The following is an 18575-nucleotide window of genomic DNA, read 5'->3' on the forward strand; positions in this document are numbered from 1 at the left end:
ATGTTTGCGGTGGTGTACGCCCGTGTGTCGACTGAGGAGCAGGCTCAGCAGGGGTCGTCCCTTGAGGATCAGGCGGCGACGTGCGAGCGTCATGCTCGTGCGCTGGGCGCCGTGGACGTGCAGGTATTCCGTGACGTGGCTTCCGGCAGCGTTCTGCAGAGGCCGGGCCTTGAGGCCCTGCGGGAGAGGATTGCCTGCGGCGGCGTTGGACTCTTTGTCTGCTATGATCCCGACCGCCTTGCCCGGAACCTGTCCCATCAGCTTCTTCTGACGGAGGAGTTCGAACGCGCCGGGGTGAGGCTCGAGTTCGTCAATTTCGAGTGGAAGAACACGCCCGAGGGCAAGCTGTTTTACTCGCTCCGCGGCGCCATTGCCGAGTACGAGCGGGAGAAGATCAGAGAGCGCACGATGCGCGGCAAGTTGCGCCGGGCGCGGGAGCAGCGCCTGACGCACAATCCCAGGACCTACGGCTATCGCTACTGCCCCGAAGGGAAGGCGTTCGCGGTTGATCCTTCGGAGGCGGCGGTTGTGCGGCAGATGTTCGAGTGGTTTGTGGATGGCGACCTGGGGTACCACGGCATAGCCAGGCGTCTCACCGAGATGGGTATACCGTCCCCCGAGGGGAGCGTCTGGCAGAAGATGACCGTGCGGCGGATTCTCGCCAATACGGCTTACGTGGGGCTCGTGTACCTTCACCGCCACGACACGGTGGGTGTCAGGAACAGCCGGCGGCTCCCGCCTTGCCAGAGGTTGAAGCGGCGGGAGCGGCCGCGGGACGAGTGGATCCCGGTGGCGGTCCCCGCGATTGTGGACCCGGAGGTTTTCGGCAGGGCTCAACAGAAGAGCCTTGAGGTTCGGCGCCGGTATGCCGGTTCTTCGCGGGCTGAGTACCTGCTCAGCGGCCTGGTCTCCTGCGGGGTGTGTGGGTGTACGGTGCACGGGTTCCTGTCCAGCCCTCCCGGGAGGGTTGCGCGCCGGTACTACGTCTGCACCGCGAGGAACCCTGGCCGGCGGGGGAGAGCCAAGTGTGTGCTCCCCTATCTCCCTGCCGATGACCTGGAGCGGCTGGTCTGGGAGCGGGTGGTGGGGTGGCTGCGCGATCCGGGGGCCTTCCAGCGGGACCTTGTGGAGAGGGCGAATGAGTTGCTTGCGCCTTTGGAAAGGGCGATTTCCGACATCGAGGCCCAGCTTGCTGACTATGCCGAGCAGGGAAAGCGGCTCATTGACCTCTACCAGCGCGGCCTGGTCCCCTTGGTTGAGGTGGAGGGTCGCTTGAAATCATTGTCGGGCGCGGTTTCGGCCCTTTCTGCGAGGCGCGCTGACCTGCTGCGCAGGGCATCGCAGGTCCGGTTGACGACTGAGGACCTTGACCGCTTCGCACACATGGCTGCCGGGGTGGTGGACCAGCTCGATGAGCTTGATTTCGACGGCCGCCGCAGTATTGTGCGCAGGTTGATGGTTCGTGTTACCGTCCATGCAGATGCCGTGGTCCTTGATGTCCGGCTACCTGGTGATCCCGGAGAAGCCAGTGATGGCGGGGGTTTTGCGAGGGTGGCCCCGGAGCAGGCGGCGTGTATCGACGTTTGTAACGACACTGTGAGGGGCCGTGCCATCGATGAGGGCTACCTTGATGGCCGGGATGTAGAGGCCGTCCAGGGAGTTGTTGTCTGAGGAGCAGTGGTGGAACTCGATGTCCAGGCCCCGGCCCACCAGGGCCTCGCCGATACCGCGGATGAACGTGGACTTGCCCACCCCGGGGCCGCCTTTGATGACGAAGATGCGGGTGGCATCGGGCGGCGCAATGTAATCGTAAAAGGAAAAGAACCCGACTGAAGTATTGCCACCCGGGAATACTCGCTTGATGTGGCCGCGCTTGATAGCCGTCATTGCCGGTATCTCCCTTCTGACCTGCCTGGTTTCCCGATGAGTGGGGGGTGATTACCTTCCCCCGGTCCAGGCTATGGAAGCGGTGCCCCGTTGGGTGCATGTCCCCCGCGCGTTCAGACGTGGGCAACGGAGCCTCAGATGTTGCGTGTGATGGCCCTGCTCGGCCGGGGTGCCAACCGAAGCCCGTCGCAATGGTGGTGCCGGTCGTCATGTGCTAAACTAGTGTCATGAGTGGTGCGCTGGGATTCAAGCGAGGCAGGGGCCTGGGGCGGGTCGAGTTCCCCCGGACAACCGGGCCCGGTCAGCTGGACGATTTCCAGAAAGAAGCCATCGACCATCTCCTGGCCGGGGAAGATGTGCTGGTGTATGCCCCCACCGGGAGTGGCAAGACCCGTATCGCCGAGGAGTTCGCCGCCTGGCTGCTCGAGCGCGGTGGGGGGATGGGCTACACTGCTCCCCTCAAAGCCATATCCAACCAGAAATACCGGGATTTTGTGGATATATTCGGGGAACCCCGGGTAGGCCTGCTGACGGGCGACATTTCTATCAACCCGGGGGCGCCTTTGCTGGTGATGACCACCGAGATATTCCGCAACCGCTGTCTGACCGAGCCCGCCACCCTGTCCCGGATGGCCTGCGTGGTCCTGGACGAGATTCACTACCTGGGGGATGAGCAAAGAGGGACGGTGTGGGAAGAGAGCGTCATCTTCTGTCCCTACCACGTGATCATCCTGGGGCTTTCTGCCACCGTCTCAAATGCCGCCCAGCTGGCTGAGTGGATGGCGGGGGTGCGGGGGCGTCCGGTGCACGTGGTGTACGAGTCCAGGCGCCCTGTACCCCTGGAGTTCCGCTGGATATTGCCCGATGGCCGCGTCGTGGAGGAAACCCGCGCCCGGGAAGCGGTGAGGAGACTGGCGCGCGGGAAGATGCGGCCCCGGCGGCAGCCGTGGCAGGCGCGGGTGGGGGAGGGCGACCAGGCCTGGGGCGATGTTCGGGCGGGCGGCCGGGGCCGGTTGTGGGCGGGCGAACCGGAGGGTCTGCTGTGAGCGAGCAACGGGCCGTACGCCCCCGCGTGATCCGGGCCGACGATCCCGACCCGGGCACGGTGCTGGAAGCCATCGCGTCCTCGGGCGGGCACTTTCCCCTTTTGTATTTCGTCTTCAGCCGCCGCCAGACCGAGGAGATGGCCGAGCAGGTGGCGGGAGAATGGGATTTTCTCCTGCCCGAAGAGAAGCGGCGGGTGGCGGCCGAGGTCAGGGAAGCCCGGCAGACTTACCCCGGGTTGCTGGGTCTGCCGGGGCGGCGCACGTTGTTGCGTCTCCTGGTGCAGGGAATAGCGTACCATCACGCCGGGCTGGCGCCGCAACTGAAGTTGCTGGTGGAGAGGCTCTACTGTCAGGGGCTGGTGCGCGTGGTGTTCTGCACGGAGACTTTCGCGGCCGGGGTAAACTATCCCGCCGCCTCGGCGGTATTCCACACCTGTCGCAAGTGGGATGGCCGGGACTTCCGCATGCTGCGCGCCCGCGAGTTCTTCCAGATGGCCGGCCGGGCCGGGCGGCGGGGGTTTGATCCGGTGGGCTGGGTCTACGTGCGTGTGCCTTCCGATCGTCCCGAGGAGGCCGGCTTTTACCGGGAGCAGGCGGTTGAACCCGTGGAGAGTACCTTTACCGTGTCCCCGGCCACCGTGCTCAACATGTGGCAGTGGGGAGACCAGAGCCTGGTCGAGCGTTTCCTGGACAAAAGCCTCCTCACTTTCCGGGCTACCCGGCAGATCGAGGCGACCAGGCGGGAGATGGCAGCACTGAAGAGTCAGCTCGAGGGTGGGGTGCTCAAGGGTAAGAAGGCCCGCGCGGCGCAGCACCGCATTCGCCATCTGGGCCGCCGGGTAGAGGAACTGGCCAGGTTGGCCCAGGGACCCCGGCGGCAGTTTGCGGCTCTGCTCGACGTACTGGGGAAGCTGGGCTACCTGGGGTCGGAGGGACTGCATCCGCGCGGGATGTTCGCGGCCCGGCTCCGTTACCAGGAGATCCTTGTCACCGAGATGGCGTTTCGGGGACTCCTCGTGAAGCCTCCTGCGGCTGATGTGGCCGCCATCCTGGCCGGGGTGGACTACGAGCCAGGGCGTTATCCGGCCGTGGAACCCCTTCACCTCCGCTCCATGGCCGGCGTCCGTCGCTTGCAGGAGACTCTCGTGCGCCGGGGGGTTCCTCCTGAGTTCTGTCGCTGGCACCCGGAGCCCTGCCTGCTGGCCTACCGGTGGTACCAGGGATGCTCTTTTGCCGACCTGCTGGGCCTTACCACCCTGCAGGAAGGCGACATCATCTCCATCCTGCGCCGGGAGATAGACTTGCTCCGCCAGCTGGAGGAGGCTGCCGCCAGCCTCTGCCTGTCCTACCACTCCATCGCCGCCCGCGAGGCCGGCGAAACCTCCGCCGGGGTGGCAGCCCTCGAGCGGTTAAGGGAGAGAGTGAGTCACATCCGGGCGCGCCTTGACCGCGACGAAGTGCAGGCCGTGGTGTGAACCGGCAGGCGGCTTGACAATTCTATCATGAGGGCTAAAATGCGATTGCAGGAGGTGTTGGGCGGTGCCGGTGTACGAGTATGAGTGCGAGCATTGTGGCGTGTTTGAGGTCTACCGCAGCATTACCGCCGAGCCCCTCGAGAAGTGTCCTCAGTGCGGGGGCAGGGTCCGCAAGCTCATAAGCCGTCACGTCAACGTGATTTTCAAGGGATCGGGGTTCCATACCACCGATTACCGGAGTGAGGAATACCGCAAGCGGGAAAAAGAAGAAAAGAGCCAGGCGAAAGACAGCACCGCCGCCAGTTCGTGAGAGGACGGCGGCGACCGAGGCAGGGCCGGCCATCCGGCCCGTTTTTGTATCCTGGAATAGTTTCACGCAATGGTGGAAGGCATTGGCCGACCGGGGCGAGAAACTGAAATAGTACATACCCGAGCGGAAGGGAGGAGGCAGCGTGCCGGTTTCGGAACTGGAGCCCCAGGCCTTGCGGCTGGTGTGTGACCCCAACTGCTTTCCCTACGAGACCACAGACCAGGTTCCGCCGCTGGAGGGGATGATAGGGCAGGACCGGGCCATGCGCGCCATGGAGTTCGGCCTGAAGGTGCGCAACCCGGGCTACAACATCTACATGGCGGGGGTGCCGGGCACAGGCAAGACCACGTACGCCCAGGCCCTGGTGAGCGAGGTGGCCCGCCAGCAGAAGCCCCCCGATGACTGGTGCTACGTTTACAATTTCGACGATCCCGACCGTCCCGTGGCCCTGCGCCTGCCGCCTGGGAAGGGCGGGGAGTTCCAGCGGGACATGGAAGAACTGGTCCAGGACCTCAAGGTGCACGTCCCTCGTGTCTTCGAAAGCGCGGACTACGAGCAGCAGCGGTCGGAGACCATGAGCAAGTACCAGAGCCGGATTTCCGAGGTTCTGCGCAGTCTCGTAGAGCGGGCACGGGCGGAGGGGTTCGCTCTCCAGCAGACGGCAGCAGGCTTTCTGGTTGCCCCCCTTATACACGGTCAACCCATCACCAGCGAGCAGTACCAGGAGTTGCCCGAGCAGGTGCGCCGGGAAATCGAGCAGAGGAGCACCCAGGTCCAGGAGTGGATTTCCGAGGCCCAGCGCCAGGTGCGGTTGCTGGAGAAGGAGGCCCGGGGAGCCATCCGGGAACTGGAGCAACGCATTGCCCGGGTGGCGGTAGGACCCCTCATCGAACGCCTCCAGGAGAAGTGGCGGGAGTTTCCCCTGGTGGTGAACTACCTGTCCCGGGTGGAGGAAGACGTCCGCAGTAATCTGGAGGAATTCCGGGCGTCCGAGCACGAGACGGCGCCCGTGCCCTTCCCCTTTGCCCCACCCCGCCAGGAGCGGGAAAGCGCCGTCCTGCGCTATCGGGTGAATCTCCTGGTCAACAACGCGGGTGCCCAGGGGGCGCCGGTGGTGATGGAAACCAACCCCACCTACTACAATTTGTTCGGTGGGGTGGAGTACCGCAGTCACATGGGGGTCATGGTCACCGACTTCACCATGATCCGAGCGGGGGCCGTGCATCGGGCCAATGGCGGCTACCTCATCCTGCAGGCCCGGGATGTGCTGGCCAATCCCGGTGCCTGGGACGGCCTCAAGCGTGCCCTCAAGAATCGCAGCATCCAGATCGAGAACATGGGGGAGCAGTTCCGGCTCATCCCGACCCGCACCTTGCGTCCGGAGCCCATCCCGCTGGACGTGAAGATCATCCTGGTGGGGAACGCTCTGCTGCACATGCTCCTCCATTACTATGACGAGGACTTCCGCAAGTTCTTCAAGGTGAAGGCCGACTTCGACACCGAGATGCCTCGCAACGCCGAGAACCTGGAGGGTTACTTCCGGTTCCTGGCTTCCCTCTGCCGCCGGGAAGGCATCAGGCACCTGGACCGTACTGCGGTGGCCAAGGTAGTGGAGTACTCTTCCCGGCTGGCCGGCAGCCAGAAAAAGCTCTCCACCCGGTTCAACGAAGTGGTAGAGGTGGTTTACGAGGCCAACGTGTGGGCGGAAGGCGACGGGAGTCCGGTCATCACGGCGGCGCACATCGAGAAAGCGATCGAGGAGAAGGTCTACCGGTCCAATCGCATCGAGGAGAAGATCCGGGAAATGATCGCCGAGGGAAAGATCCTCGTCGATGTGGACGGGGCCGTCGTGGGCCAGGTGAACGGCCTCTCGGTGCTCCAGGTGGGGGACTACGCTTTCGGGCGTCCTTCCCGCATCACCGCGCGCACCTTCCTGGGGGAAGAGGGCGTGGTGAACATCGAGCGGGAGACGGAGATGTCGGGCAACATCCACTCCAAGGGAGTGTTGATCCTGGGAGGGTACCTGGGCGGGAAGTATGCCCAGGACAAGCCGCTTTCTCTCTCCGCCCGGCTGTGCTTCGAGCAGACTTACGAAGAGGTGGAGGGCGACAGCGCATCCAGCACGGAACTGTATGCGCTGCTTTCCAGCCTGTCCGGTCTTCCCCTGCGACAGGATCTGGCGGTGACCGGTTCTGTCAGCCAGAACGGGGAAGTGCAGCCCATCGGCGGTATCAACGAGAAAATAGAGGGATTCTACGCGGTGTGCAAGGTCAAGGGGCTGACCGGACGGCAGGGCGTGATCATTCCTTATCAAAACGTGGACGATCTCATGCTTAAGGAGGAAGTGGTGGAGGCGGTCCGGGCGGGCAAGTTCCACATCTACCCCGTGCGCACGGTGGATGAAGGCATCGAACTCCTCACGGGTGTCCCTGCGGGCACCATGCAGCCCGATGGTACCTATCCGGAGGGGAGCCTCCACTATCTGGTGGATGGCAAGTTGCGGGAGATGGCAGAGAAGCTCACGGCGTTCGCGGGTGCAGCTCGGGGCCGTCCCCGCCCCAGTCGGCGCAATCGCCGAGGAGCAGGCGATGCGCCTCCCGATGAGCCCGACGAAGAGTGACGAGGTGATGGCACCGGGCGGGTCGGACGCCGTAGCAGGAAGCGGACCCGCCAGTGGATCTCCACTTCTTTGTCAGGATGATGTCAGGTTAGACGACAAACAGTTGACTTTCGGTGGGGCCCCGGCGTATGATGCAGCCGGGGCCCGGATTTGGCCGGGAATAAAAGGGGGAAAAGGGGGCGAACACCTTGGCCGAGGGCGACGACCGCTTACCGGTGTACCCAATGCGGGTGGTGTGCGGTATGACCGGGCTGACCGAGCGGCAAATCCGCTACTGGGAAAAGCTGGGGCTCATTAGCCCGGCCCGCACGCCGGGAGAGCAGCGGCTTTTTTCCCAGGCGGATGTCCAGCTCCTGAAGCACATCAAGCGGCTGAAGGAAAGCGGGATACCGCTGCGCAGCATCAAAGCGCGCATGACCCGCTTTGCGGGGCCGCTGGCTGGCCCGGTACCCATCAAGGGTGCCCGGCTGGAGAACGGGTGGCCGTACGAGGATGCCCGCTCGCGCTTCGGTGTCATACCGATGGCGCCCCAGGGTGTGGAACGGCCGGAGCGCCGTCAGGCCCCCCGCAAAGCACCCTGACAGCAGGGATGGCAGCCCCCGCAAAGCACGCAAAAGTAGGGAGGAGAGCGAAAAACCATGCCCAAGCTCACCAGGGAGGATGTCCTGGCTCTGGCCAGGGAAGAAGGGGTAACCGAGATACGCTTACAATTCACTGACATCCTGGGTATTATCAAGAACGTGGCTATCCCGATAGACCAGTTGCCCAAGGCCCTTGATGGCCAGGTGCTCTTTGACGGATCCTCCATAGAGGGCTTCGTGCGCATCGAGGAGTCGGACATGCTCCTGGTGCCGGATCCGGCCACCTTTGTGCTGCTACCCTGGTCGGATGACGGCAGCCGCGTGGCCCGTCTCATGTGTGACGTGTACAATCCCGATGGTACTCCCTTCGTGGGTTGCCCTCGCCTGGCCCTCAAGCGAGTGGTGGCCGAGGCCGAGGCCATGGGGTACATCATGAACGCGGGCGTTGAGGCGGAGTTCTTCCTCTTTCAGCGCGATCCGGACGGGCGTGGTACCACCCGCACCCATGACCAGGCTTCTTACTTCGATCTGGCTCCCATGGACAGGGGGGAGGATGCCCGCCACGATATGGTACTGGCCCTGGAGAAGATGGGCTTCGAGGTGGAGGCCTCCCACCATGAGGTGGCCCCCGCCCAGCACGAGATAGATTTCAAGTACGCCGACGCCCTCACCACGGCGGATAACCTGGCCACCTTCCGCTGGGTGGTTCGGCGCATTGCCTTAAACCACGGGCTGCACGCCACCTTCATGCCCAAGCCTATTTTCGGGGTAAACGGTTCCGGGATGCACACCCACCAGTCCCTTTTCCGGGGTAACGAAAACGCTTTCTTCGATCCCGCCGCCCCCAACCAGTTGAGCTCGGTGTGCATGCATTACATCGGCGGGCTCATGGCCCATGCCAAGGCGGTAACGGCCATCTGCAATCCCCTGGTGAACTCCTACAAACGGCTGGTTCCCGGATACGAGGCGCCCGTGTACATTGCCTGGTCGGAACGCAACCGTAGCCCCCTCATCCGCGTACCCGCCCGGCGCGGCCTGAGCACGCGCATAGAGTTCCGCAGTCCCGACCCCTCGTGCAATCCCTACCTGGCCCTGGCGGTCATGCTCAAGGCGGGATTGGATGGGATCAAGAAGCGCATCCAGGCGCCTCCTCCCCAAAACCGTAACCTGTACCACATGACGCCGGACGAGCGGGAGATGCTGGGGGTGGACACCCTTCCCGGCACCCTCTGGGACGCCCTGCAGGAACTGGACCGGGACCCCGTCATCCAGGAGGCCCTCGGGGATCATATTTACCACCGGTTCCGCGAGGCCAAGATCATCGAATGGAACGCTTACCGGACCCAGGTCCACCCCTGGGAACTGGAGCAGTATCTGCAGGTGTTCTGACCGTCAGTGCTCACCGGTGGGCCGAGCTGAAACGGTAAGTTAGCAGGGGGCGCGTACCAGGGCAGGTGCCGCTCAAGCAGGGAGATACGGCCAGCGAATAGAATCCTAACAGGGAGTGCAAGCTCCCCCGGAGGCAATCCGCGGGGGGCTTTGCATGCGCGCAGGGGTGGCGACGGCCGGGGTGAAGCTGGTTCTGGTGAGCGCGTGCCTGCTTGGTGTGCGGTGCCGCTACGACGGCGGAAGTAACTTTTCCCCGGAGGTGGCGGGCGCAATGGGGACGTGCTGCCTCATCCCCGTGTGCCCGGAGGTCCTCGGCGGGCTGCCCATTCCCCGGCCTCCTGCAGAGGTGGTGGGCGGGGACGGCACCGACGTGCTGGCGCGCCGCGCCCGGGTAGTCACGCGCGAGGGCGGGGACGTCACCGATGCTTTCGTGCGTGGGGCGGAAGAGGTATTGCGTCTGGCCAAACTGGCGGGAGCGGAGGAAGCGTGGTTGAAGGGACGCAGCCCTTCCTGCGGGGTGAAGTGCATCCACGATGGCACGTTTTCGGGCGGCATGCGGCCGGGGCCGGGGGTGACCGCTGCCCTGCTCGGTAAGGAGGGGCTCCGGCTGCGAGAGATCGATTGAGACGTACTGCGCGGTCTGGCCTGGGTCGACGAGGTGGGGGGTATGGGCGCATGAAAGCAGTGGTGAAGGCAGGACCGGGTCCCGGCGCTGAGTTGCGCGAGGTGGAGGTGCCGCGCCCGGGGCCGGGTGAGGTGCTGGTGAAGGTGAAGGCGGCCTCCATCTGCGGCACGGACTATCACATCTACCGCTGGGACCCCTGGTCGGCGGGGCGGGTGAGGCCTCCCCTGGTGCTGGGGCACGAGTTTTGCGGAGAAGTGGTGGAACTGGGGCCTGGGGTGGATACCCTGGCGGTGGGGGACTACGTCTCGGCGGAGAGCCACGTGGTGTGCGGTTCCTGCTACCAGTGCCGCACGGGGCAGGCGCACGTGTGTCAGAACACGAAGATCCTGGGGGTGGACCGGGACGGCTGCTTTGCCGAGTATGTGGTCATCCCGGCTGTGAACGCCTGGCGGAACAGCCCCACCCTGCCTCCCGATGTGGCCTCCATGCAGGAGCCCCTGGGGAACGCTGTGCACACCGCCCTCTGTTTTCCCCTGGTGGGCCGCACGGTGGCGGTGGTGGGGTGTGGTCCCATCGGCCTGTGTGCCGTAGCCATATCGCGGGCGGCGGGTGCGGCGAGGGTGTGGGCGGCGGAGGTGAACCCTTATCGGCAGGAACTGGCGGCGCGCGTGGGTGCGCACCGGGTGATTGACCCCCGCCGGGAGGATCTGGCCCAGGTGCTGCGGGAAGAGACGGGCGGCCTGGGTGTAGACGTTTTACTCGAGATGTCCGGTCATCCTGATGCCATTCGGGCGGGGCTGCGGGGGACAAGGTCGGGGGGTGAGGTGGCGCTCTTGGGATTGCCTCCGGCGCCCTTTGAGTTGGATTTGGGCGATGAGGTGGTGATGCGGGGCCTCAGGGTGCAGGGGATCACGGGCCGGAAGCTGTGGCAGACCTGGTATCAGGTGAAGGTGCTGCTTGACTCGGGGGTGCTGGATGTGACCCCGGTGATCACCCACCGGCTTCCCCTGGAGGAGTTCGGGCTGGGCATGGAACTGATGGCGCGGGGAGAATGTGGTAAGGTAGTGCTGTACCCGGGCGGCGCGCTCTCCTGACGCCTTTCCCCTGCAGGTGGGTGCGGACCGCAAGGGACGGGGACGACTCTGGAGGGAGGTGTATTCGTGGCGGGTGCTCTTTCTTACCTGGAGGACCAGGTGCGGGAGTTGAAGGAGCAGGGGATATTCCGTCCCCTGGCGGTGCTGTCGGGCCCGCAGGGCCCGCGGGCGGTGATCGATGGCAAAGAGGTGGTGAACCTTTCTTCCAACAATTACCTGGGGTTGAACACCCATCCCCGCCTCGTTGAGGCGGCGGTTGAGGCCACGCGCAGGTACGGAGCGGGTTCCGGTGCGGTGCGGACCATCATCGGGACCATGGATCTTCACCTTGAACTGGAGCGGAAGCTGGCCGAGTTCAAGCACACCGAGGCGGTGCTGGTGTTTCAGGCCGGGTTCACGGCCAACACGGGGTGCATACCTGCTCTGGTGGGGCGGGGTGACTGCATCATATCGGATGAGCTCAACCACGCTTCCATCATCGACGGGGCGCGGCTTTCCCGGGCGGATATCAAGATCTACGCCCATCGGGACATGAACTCCCTGGAGGAGAAGCTGAGGGAAGCCGAGCGGGAAGGTTACCGGCGCAAGCTGGTGATCACGGATGGGGTATTCAGCATGGATGGGGACATCGCGCCGCTTCCGGAGATCGTGGAGTTGTGCGAGAAGTACGGTGCCATCTCGTATGTGGATGATGCCCACGCCTCGGGTGTACTGGGGAGGAACGGCCGGGGCACGGTGGACCACTTCGGGCTGCACGGGCGGGTGGATGTGCAAATTGGCACGCTGTCCAAGGCCATCGGAGTATTGGGTGGGTATGTGGCTGGTCCAAGGGTGCTCATCGAATGGTTGACGCAGCGGGGTCGTCCGTTTTTGTTCAGCACGTCCCATCCGCCTGCGGTGACGGCGGCGTGCATGGCGGCGATTGACGTGTTGCTGGAGGAGCCGCAATTGGTTGAGCGGCTGTGGGACAATGCCCGCTATTTCAAGGAAGGGCTGAAGAAGCTGGGCTTCGACACGGGCGCCAGTGAGACACCTATCACGCCGGTGATCATCGGCAAGGGTCCGGAGACCATGAAGTTCTCCGACCGCCTATTCGAGGAGGGGGTATTTGCCCAGGGGATCACCTATCCGACGGTGCCGGCGGAGAAGTCGCGGGTGCGGACGATTGTGACGGCGACCCATACCCGTGAGGACCTGGACTTCGCCCTGTCTGCGTTCGAGAAGGTAGGGCGCGAGCTGGCCATCATCTAGACGTTGCTGGGTGGCTGCGGTGCAGAGCGTCGGCGGTACATGATGGCTCCCAGAATCAGTGAGATCACACCCAGCCAGCCCAGCGGGTCTGCCCGGGCGAAAAGCCAGGTTGGTCCCGGGCCAGGGGATATACGTGCCAGGAGAAGGCGACTTCCGGGCGGGGAAAGGGTGGTACGCCAGGTGGGGGCATCGGCTATCAGGCTGATGCCCCCAGCTGCACTCCAGCCACCGTAGCCGGGGCTAATGCCCCCACCTGTGCCCCAGCCGGCGTGGAGCAGGCTGATGCCATGGGAAGCAGCGTGTGCCACCAGATCAAGGGGGGAGAATCCGGCGCCGGCGGTGGTTAGTGCCAGGGTGGATCCGGGGGCAGCCAGGCGAGGTCCCGCCACCAGAGAGGCCAGCTGCCTCACCGCCCAGCCTGAGTCCGCCCGGGGGGCGGGGGAGGATATAAATGGTCCCCCTACCAGGGGAAGGAAGGTCGCCTGGAGACCGTCAATAGGAAACACGAACGCCCGGCCGGGTTCCAGGCGCTGGCCCCGCACCTGTCCATCCCCCCGGGGTTTCGGATACACCACTGCTACCCCGCGGGCGAGGCCGTCGGGCGTCCAGAACCCGTAAGGCAGTACCAGTATTGCGCCAGTGACGCGGGCCAGCCTTACCAGGTGGTCCCCGCCCGCCCTGTCGGTGACGGGATCGAAATTCAGGTAGTCAAGTGGCCACAACACCAGTTGGGCACCCTGGTCCCTGGCCTGGCGGGCGCCCCGTTCCGCCTCGGCGAGCAGTACGGTGGTAACTCTGCCCGCATCCGCTGCCTCGAGGGCTTGCCAGATCAGGGGGTGGGTGTGGTGAGTCCACCCCGGTTGCACCACTGCCACGGTGATACCGCCGGGCGCCGAGCGGGGGAGCAGCCCGGGGGAGAGCCAGGGGACCAGTACTGCCGCCGCCAGCAGCAGGGCCAGGCCGGGGAGGGTCCAGCGCCGGACCTGCTTCCACCGGTGGTACGGCGCCGGTGGACTGCCCGGGGGCGAGGTGCCGGCGGACGGGGTGCCCGGGGGCGAGGTGCCCGTGGGCGGGGCGGCGCGAACCGGAGTGAGACGCAACAGCGCCTGGACGAGCAGGAACTGGGGGAAGGCCACGGCCAGTGTGGCGCAAGATGGTCCCATCCATCTGGCCAGGGGGTAACAGAGAGGATGAGCATGGGAGGCGGCTACCCAGGTGGCATGCCCCCACGGCTGCCCCAGCGCGTGAGCCAGGAGAAGCCTCACTTTCTCGATGCCCACCACCTGCAGGGTTCCCAGCAGGGCCAGGAAGCGCCAGCCCGTGCGGCGGTGAAAGGCAGCGTCCCCCAGCACGCAGGCCCACACCGCGAGCAGCTCTAACCCCCTGGTCAGATACCCGGATGCGGGCTCAGATGCCAGGAATATAGCCCAGCCCAGGACGGGCAGGAGGGCGGACGGCACCGGGGCGGGTTGAGGAATGACCAGGTGCAGACCGAGGAGCAGGGGAATCCAGGCGCCGGCCGCCAGGGGTGAATACCCGGGGCTCACGCCGAGAGAGAGGACCATACCCGAGGACAGGGCCAGCACCAGGCCTGCCATCCACCTCACTGCCCGCTCTGCCTTGCCGGGTCGCATGGGGGACGCCTCCCGGGGTGGTTCGCCGGCTGGGGTCCGGGTCCGGCCCCACAAATCCACCCCTGCCAGATGCTATGCTCCCAGCGGGAGGTGTCTTCCTCGTCGCTATCCCCGGCCCTTCTGCCGCCGCCCGGGCTGCCACCAGCAGAGAGAATGTCACGAAGGGTAGTGAAACGACGAGGTCCGGCCACAGGGTCAGGCCGGCGCGGCCCATGGGCCGGGTGCCTCCGTTCCTTCAGATTTGGTACTGTCGTTGCACGTTAAACCGGTACTTGTCCCCCCGGTACGTGGCGCGCCGGTGCTCCAGGGGATTCCCGCGGTCGTCCCTCACCAGGGAAGTGACCACGAATACGGGGGCTCCCCTGCGCAGGTGCAGAATGCGGGCAACTGCCTCATCGGCAGCCAGTGCTTCGAAAGTTTGCTGCACGTTCACGGTTCTAAGGCCCAGGATCTCTCCGTAAAGCTCGTACATGGTGAAGGCTTGACCCTGCCCGGCCCGTTCCCGGGCCTTTTCGGCTACCTGCGGCCCCAGATGAGGGGGAAGGTGGGAAACATACAGCACCATGGGATCTCCGTCCGCCAGGCCCAGGGTGCTTATTTCCGTCAGGGGCGCTCCTGCCTGCGTCCCCAATAGGGTGGCCAGGGCGACGTCAGCGGGCACGGTGCGCACGCCCAGCACCCGCATGGAGGGCTGCTGACCCTGCGCGCGGATGGTTTCGGGGAAGCCGGTGATTTGCACCAGCGGCTGGGCGATCTTGGGAGGAGCCACGAAAGTGCCCTTCCCGTGAATGCGCACCAGCAGTCCTTCCTGCTCGGCCTGGGCGAGGGCCTGGCGGACGGTGGTGCGGCTGACCCGGAAGCGCTCGCAGAGTTCCCGCTCGGAGGGCATGCGTTCTCCCCGCGCCAGCTGCCCGCTCTCGATCCAGTTCTGTAGGATTTCCTTCAGCTGCGTGTGCAACGGCACGGGGCCCTGATGGTCTATGGTCAGTCGTCCCGTTGCCACCCTGCCACCTCCGCCCATAGCAGCGACGGTGAGAACCAGGTCATGCATAGGCCACGACCACATCATACCACGGCGGCAATGTAAGGAAAAGGGCGGCTGGCTGCGGTCGCGGTTGACACCCACTCCCAGGGGGTGGTAAGATTTCTTTAACTGAATAGGTGCGTCTGGTTGGCATTCCACCGTGGTGGAAGTCCGCCCGGTGCGCTGAATCTCCCTGCGGGGAGAGCGGGGGACCCAACTCCGGGGGCGAATCCCGGCCGCTGCCGGCGCTGCTTAGCCGTACGGCCGGGTAGGGCTAGCTCCTTCGGCCCGAGCCCGTCAGCTAACCTCGTAAGCGTGGAAAGGGGGACGCTTGGGCATGCCCAGGGTCTTCCCTGGGCATGTTCTTCCCCACCCGGGCGTCATCAACCGAGAGCGGAGGTGTTTCCCATGAGTCTTTCCGCGCGTGAGTCGAGAGGGGTAAAGGTGGTGGTCCTCGTCGACCGGAAGCCGGCGGGCGCGAAGGTCGAGCGCGATCCCCACGCGCTGGTGCAGTCGCGCGCGACCGCCGCGGCAGTGGTGGCTGCGTTGCGGGAGCTCGGTCACAACCCAATACTCGTGGAGGCCACGGGAAGCTTGTTCAGGCGGCTGGCGAGCGTTAGTCCCGACCTGGTGTTCAACCTGGCCACCGGGCTGGGTCAAAAGAAGCAACAGGCCAACGTGGTTGCTCTGCTCGAGGCGGCAGGCGTTCCCTTCACAGGCTCTCCCCTGGAGAGTCACGTGCTGGCCCTGCACAAGCCCCTGGCCAAAATGGTTTTCCGCCACTGGGGGATCCCCACCCCCGCCTTCCAGGTGTTTCAGGACGCCGACCAGCCCCTGCACCCGGGGCTGCCATTTCCCCTCATCGTGAAGCCCACCAGCGAGGGTTCCAGCGTGGGCATCGGTCCGGAAGCGGTGGTAGGGGACGAGAATACATTACGGGCAGCAGTGGCCCGGGTCCTCAACGAGTATGGCCAGTCGGCCCTGGTCGAGCAGTTCATCCCCGGCCGGGAGTTCACGGTGGGGATCCTGGGCAATGACCCGCCGGTGGTCCTGCCGCCGGAAGAGATAGTCTTTCCGCCCGAAGAGGTCGAGGTGGCGGGCGAGATTTACGGCTACGTAATGAAGGAGCGAGACCGGGTCGAACGCTTGTGCCCGGCGCCCCTTTCACCCGGGCAGCGGAAGGAAATCGAGGAGATGGCCCTGCTTTCGTTCCACGCCTTGGGGTGCCGGGATTACGCTCGTGTGGACATCCGCATGGACCGGGCCGGGGTGCCGTTCGTGCTGGAGGTAAACACCATGCCCGGTCTGCAGCCGGGGTACAGTGAGCTGCCCCGGCTGGCCCAGGCCGCCGGGCTGGATTACGTGAGCCTGATCGGCCGTCTGGTGGGGGAGGCACTGGACCGCTTCCGCCGGGAGAGCGGCAATGCCCTGTTCCGCTGCACCGACCGGCTGGCGTTTAGAAGCAAGGTGGCTCCCCTGGCGTTGTTTTCCCCGGGCAGTTGGCCCGCCCGAGAGAGCCTGGCCCACTACCCCGCGTGCGACTGACCCGCATTGCGTTTTCCCCTGCGGCAGGAAAACGGCGGGGTCACGGCGAAGAGAGGGAAAACTCCGGTTGTAACCGGTCACAACCAGCTTCCCCGCGCGCGGCACACCACTGGCTCTGCTGTGCACGACGCATCGGGGAAACTGGCAGGACAAGAAGGTGAAGGAGGGAGGAGCATGCGGAGAGGCGTGGGGCGAGCCTGGTATTGGGCACTGCTGCTGATCCTGGCCGCAGGCCTGCTGCTGCCGGGCTGCGCGAAGAAGGAGGCAACCCCTGAGCCCGCGGGCAAGACCCTGTCCCTGGTGATCGACGCCGAGGCCAACCGGAAGGATGAAGCGGAGGCCATTGCCGCCAATCTCCGGAACATCGGTGTGCAGGCAGAGGTGCGCGTTTGGGAATGGAGCGCCATGAAGGAGAAGATCCTGGCCGGTGAACGGCAGATGTACCTCACCGACTGGGGGAGCGCCTATTTCGACCCGTTCGACCTGGCGGTGCCCAAGTTGCGGACGAAGGACCGCGGGAACTACTCTTTTTACAGCAACCCCGAATTCGACGCCTGCATGGACAAAGCTCTGACGAGCATCGACGAGGCTACGCGTAAGGAGGCATACTTCAAGGCCCAGGATATACTCTATCAAGACGTCCCGTGGGTCTTCGGCTACTTCCGCGAAGAGGTGGAAGGTGCTTCTGCGGATATCCAGAACTGGCAGCCCAGCATGGATTCCCGCATCAACCTGCACGACGTGTCTCTCAAGGGCGGAGACACCATCGTGGTGGGGATGAAGACGAACAAGATTGTAACCCTCGATCCAGCGATGCACAGGGAGCGGGACACCGAGACGGTAATCCGCAACATCTTCGACGGGCTCGTCACCCGCACCTGGGATGGCAAGGTAGTGCCGGAGATAGCGGAGTCCTGGACTAACCCCGCCGCCAACATCTACGAATTCAAGATCCGCAAGGGCATCAAGTTCCACAACGGCGAGGTGCTGGATGCCGACGACGTGGTGTTCACCTTCCAGCGCATCCTGCAGGAAGGGGCCATTGGTGGGCAGTCGTCGCCGCGCAAGGGGCTCCTGGGTCCTTTGGAGAAGGTCGAGAAGATAGATGCCCACACGGTGCGCTTCACCCTGAAGAACCCCTTCCCCGTTTTCCTCCAGGCTCTGGTTCACTTCCAGATCGTACCTAAGGATTACATCAAGAAGGTGGGCGACCAGAAGTTTGCCGAGAAGCCGGTGGGCGCTGGTCCATTCAAGTTCAAGGAAGGCCGGCTCGACGACCAGATCGTGCTGGAACGCTTTGACGGTTACTACGGTGGTTCTCCCGACCTGCCGCCGGTGGGTCCCGCTCCCGCCAAGCGGGTGATATTCCGCATGATGCCGGATCCCGCCACCCGCATCGCGGCCCTCAAGGCCGGGGAAGTGCACATCATCCAGCAGGTACCGCCCGATATGGCCGCGGACCTGGAGAAAGACCCCAAAGTGCAGGTCAAGAGGGTGCAGGGGACACGAGTGTACGCAGTGGAGATGAACTGCGCCAAACCCCCCTTCGACGACGTGCGGGTGCGCAAGGCCATGAACTACGCCGTAAACTGGGACGAGATCCTGAAGACCGTCTACGGGGGCAGGGCCACCCGGCTGGCGACGTGCTTCTTGCCCAGCGGATTCGGATTCAACCCCGATTTGAAACCCTACCCCTATGATCCCGAGAAGGCGAAGGAACTGCTCAAGGAAGCAGGATACGCCGTCAAGTAAGGTCGGGGGATTGCGGTGCGCGGAGTAAGGATACTGGAGCGGGTCCTGGCTGCCATCCCCATCATGGTAGGTATCGCGGTGGTCGTCTTCGCCTTCATGCGCTTCATGCCCGGTGATCCCGTGGACATCATGATCGGGGAAGCCGGCGGGGTGACCGAGGCGGAGATCGAGATGCTGCGGGCCCAGTTCCAGCTGGATAAGCCGTTGCCGGTGCAACTGGGGCTTTACCTGGGGCGACTGGCACGCGGGGACCTGGGTTACTCCATATTCCGCTCCCGCCCGGTGATTGACGTCATCGCGGAGACCATCCCGGCCACGGTGGAGCTGGCCATGTTCTCGCTG

The 18575-nt window shown here is 64.8% G+C and carries 15 protein-coding genes, 1 pseudogene and 1 riboswitch; of the genes and pseudogenes, 13 read left to right on the forward strand and 3 right to left on the reverse strand.

Annotated features, from left to right (window positions below):
• Positions 1-1671, forward strand: a complete 1671-nt coding sequence (locus AB1446_02425) for a recombinase family protein (protein ID MEW6545762.1) — start codon at positions 1-3, stop codon at positions 1669-1671.
• Here AB1446_02425 and AB1446_02430 read toward each other — a convergent pair.
• Positions 1597-1878: pseudogene (locus AB1446_02430) on the reverse strand (ATPase). The gene AB1446_02425 and the pseudogene AB1446_02430 overlap by 75 nt on opposite strands.
• Positions 1879-2114: 236 nt before the next feature.
• On the opposite strand from AB1446_02430, the gene AB1446_02435 reads away from it, so the two are divergent.
• From AB1446_02435 to AB1446_02475, 9 genes are all read left to right on the forward strand, one after another.
• Positions 2115-2933, forward strand: coding sequence for a DEAD/DEAH box helicase (locus AB1446_02435; GenBank protein MEW6545763.1), 819 nt, complete (start codon positions 2115-2117; stop codon positions 2931-2933).
• Positions 2930-4408: a helicase-related protein gene (locus tag AB1446_02440; GenBank protein ID MEW6545764.1), complete on the forward strand. Its 1479-nt coding sequence runs from the start codon at positions 2930-2932 to the stop codon at positions 4406-4408. Before AB1446_02435 ends, AB1446_02440 begins: the two co-directional genes overlap by 4 nt.
• A 64-nt stretch (positions 4409-4472) precedes the next feature.
• Positions 4473-4718 (forward strand): FmdB family zinc ribbon protein, encoded by a 246-nt coding sequence (locus AB1446_02445; GenBank protein ID MEW6545765.1) that lies wholly within the window; start codon positions 4473-4475, stop codon positions 4716-4718.
• Between the two features lie 142 nt (positions 4719-4860).
• Positions 4861-7338 carry an AAA family ATPase gene (locus tag AB1446_02450; GenBank protein ID MEW6545766.1) on the forward strand — a complete coding sequence of 826 codons (2478 nt, stop codon included), beginning with the start codon at positions 4861-4863 and terminating at the stop codon, positions 7336-7338.
• Between the two features lie 188 nt (positions 7339-7526).
• Positions 7527-7919, forward strand: coding sequence for a MerR family transcriptional regulator (locus tag AB1446_02455; protein MEW6545767.1), 393 nt, complete (start codon positions 7527-7529; stop codon positions 7917-7919).
• A gap of 57 nt (positions 7920-7976) precedes the next feature.
• Positions 7977-9308: a type I glutamate--ammonia ligase gene (gene glnA, locus AB1446_02460; protein ID MEW6545768.1), complete on the forward strand. Its 1332-nt coding sequence runs from the start codon at positions 7977-7979 to the stop codon at positions 9306-9308.
• Between the two features lie 154 nt (positions 9309-9462).
• The gene (locus AB1446_02465; protein MEW6545769.1) at positions 9463-9933 is read left to right on the forward strand and encodes a DUF523 domain-containing protein; all 471 of its coding nucleotides are present in this window, start codon (positions 9463-9465) and stop codon (positions 9931-9933) included.
• A gap of 50 nt (positions 9934-9983) precedes the next feature.
• Entirely contained in the window at positions 9984-11027 is a 1044-nt protein-coding gene (gene tdh / locus AB1446_02470) for an L-threonine 3-dehydrogenase (GenBank protein MEW6545770.1), read from the forward strand.
• Between the two features lie 66 nt (positions 11028-11093).
• Positions 11094-12278: a glycine C-acetyltransferase gene (locus tag AB1446_02475; protein ID MEW6545771.1), complete on the forward strand. Its 1185-nt coding sequence runs from the start codon at positions 11094-11096 to the stop codon at positions 12276-12278.
• Here AB1446_02475 and AB1446_02480 read toward each other — a convergent pair.
• Positions 12275-13912 (reverse strand): hypothetical protein, encoded by a 1638-nt coding sequence (locus AB1446_02480; protein MEW6545772.1) that lies wholly within the window; start codon positions 13910-13912, stop codon positions 12275-12277. The genes AB1446_02475 and AB1446_02480 overlap by 4 nt on opposite strands.
• Positions 13913-14147: 235 nt before the next feature.
• On the reverse strand, positions 14148-14915 hold the full coding sequence (locus AB1446_02485) for a GntR family transcriptional regulator (GenBank protein MEW6545773.1): 768 nt from the start codon (positions 14913-14915) through the stop codon (positions 14148-14150).
• A 192-nt stretch (positions 14916-15107) separates the two neighbouring features.
• Positions 15108-15267, forward strand: a riboswitch (cyclic di-AMP (ydaO/yuaA leader).
• Between the two features lie 77 nt (positions 15268-15344).
• Here AB1446_02485 and AB1446_02490 point away from each other — a divergent pair.
• From AB1446_02490 to AB1446_02500, 3 genes are all read left to right on the forward strand, one after another.
• Positions 15345-16481: a hypothetical protein gene (locus tag AB1446_02490; GenBank protein MEW6545774.1), complete on the forward strand. Its 1137-nt coding sequence runs from the start codon at positions 15345-15347 to the stop codon at positions 16479-16481.
• 174 nt (positions 16482-16655) lie between these two features.
• Positions 16656-18233: an ABC transporter substrate-binding protein gene (locus tag AB1446_02495; GenBank protein MEW6545775.1), complete on the forward strand. Its 1578-nt coding sequence runs from the start codon at positions 16656-16658 to the stop codon at positions 18231-18233.
• 15 nt (positions 18234-18248) lie between these two features.
• The coding region (locus tag AB1446_02500) for an ABC transporter permease (protein ID MEW6545776.1) at positions 18249-18575 on the forward strand (327 nt) is incomplete at its 3' end.

The sequence above is a fragment of the Bacillota bacterium genome (genome assembly GCA_040757085.1).
In the GTDB taxonomy this organism is placed as follows: Bacteria; Bacillota; Sulfobacillia; order JACIYH01; family JACIYH01; genus JACIYH01.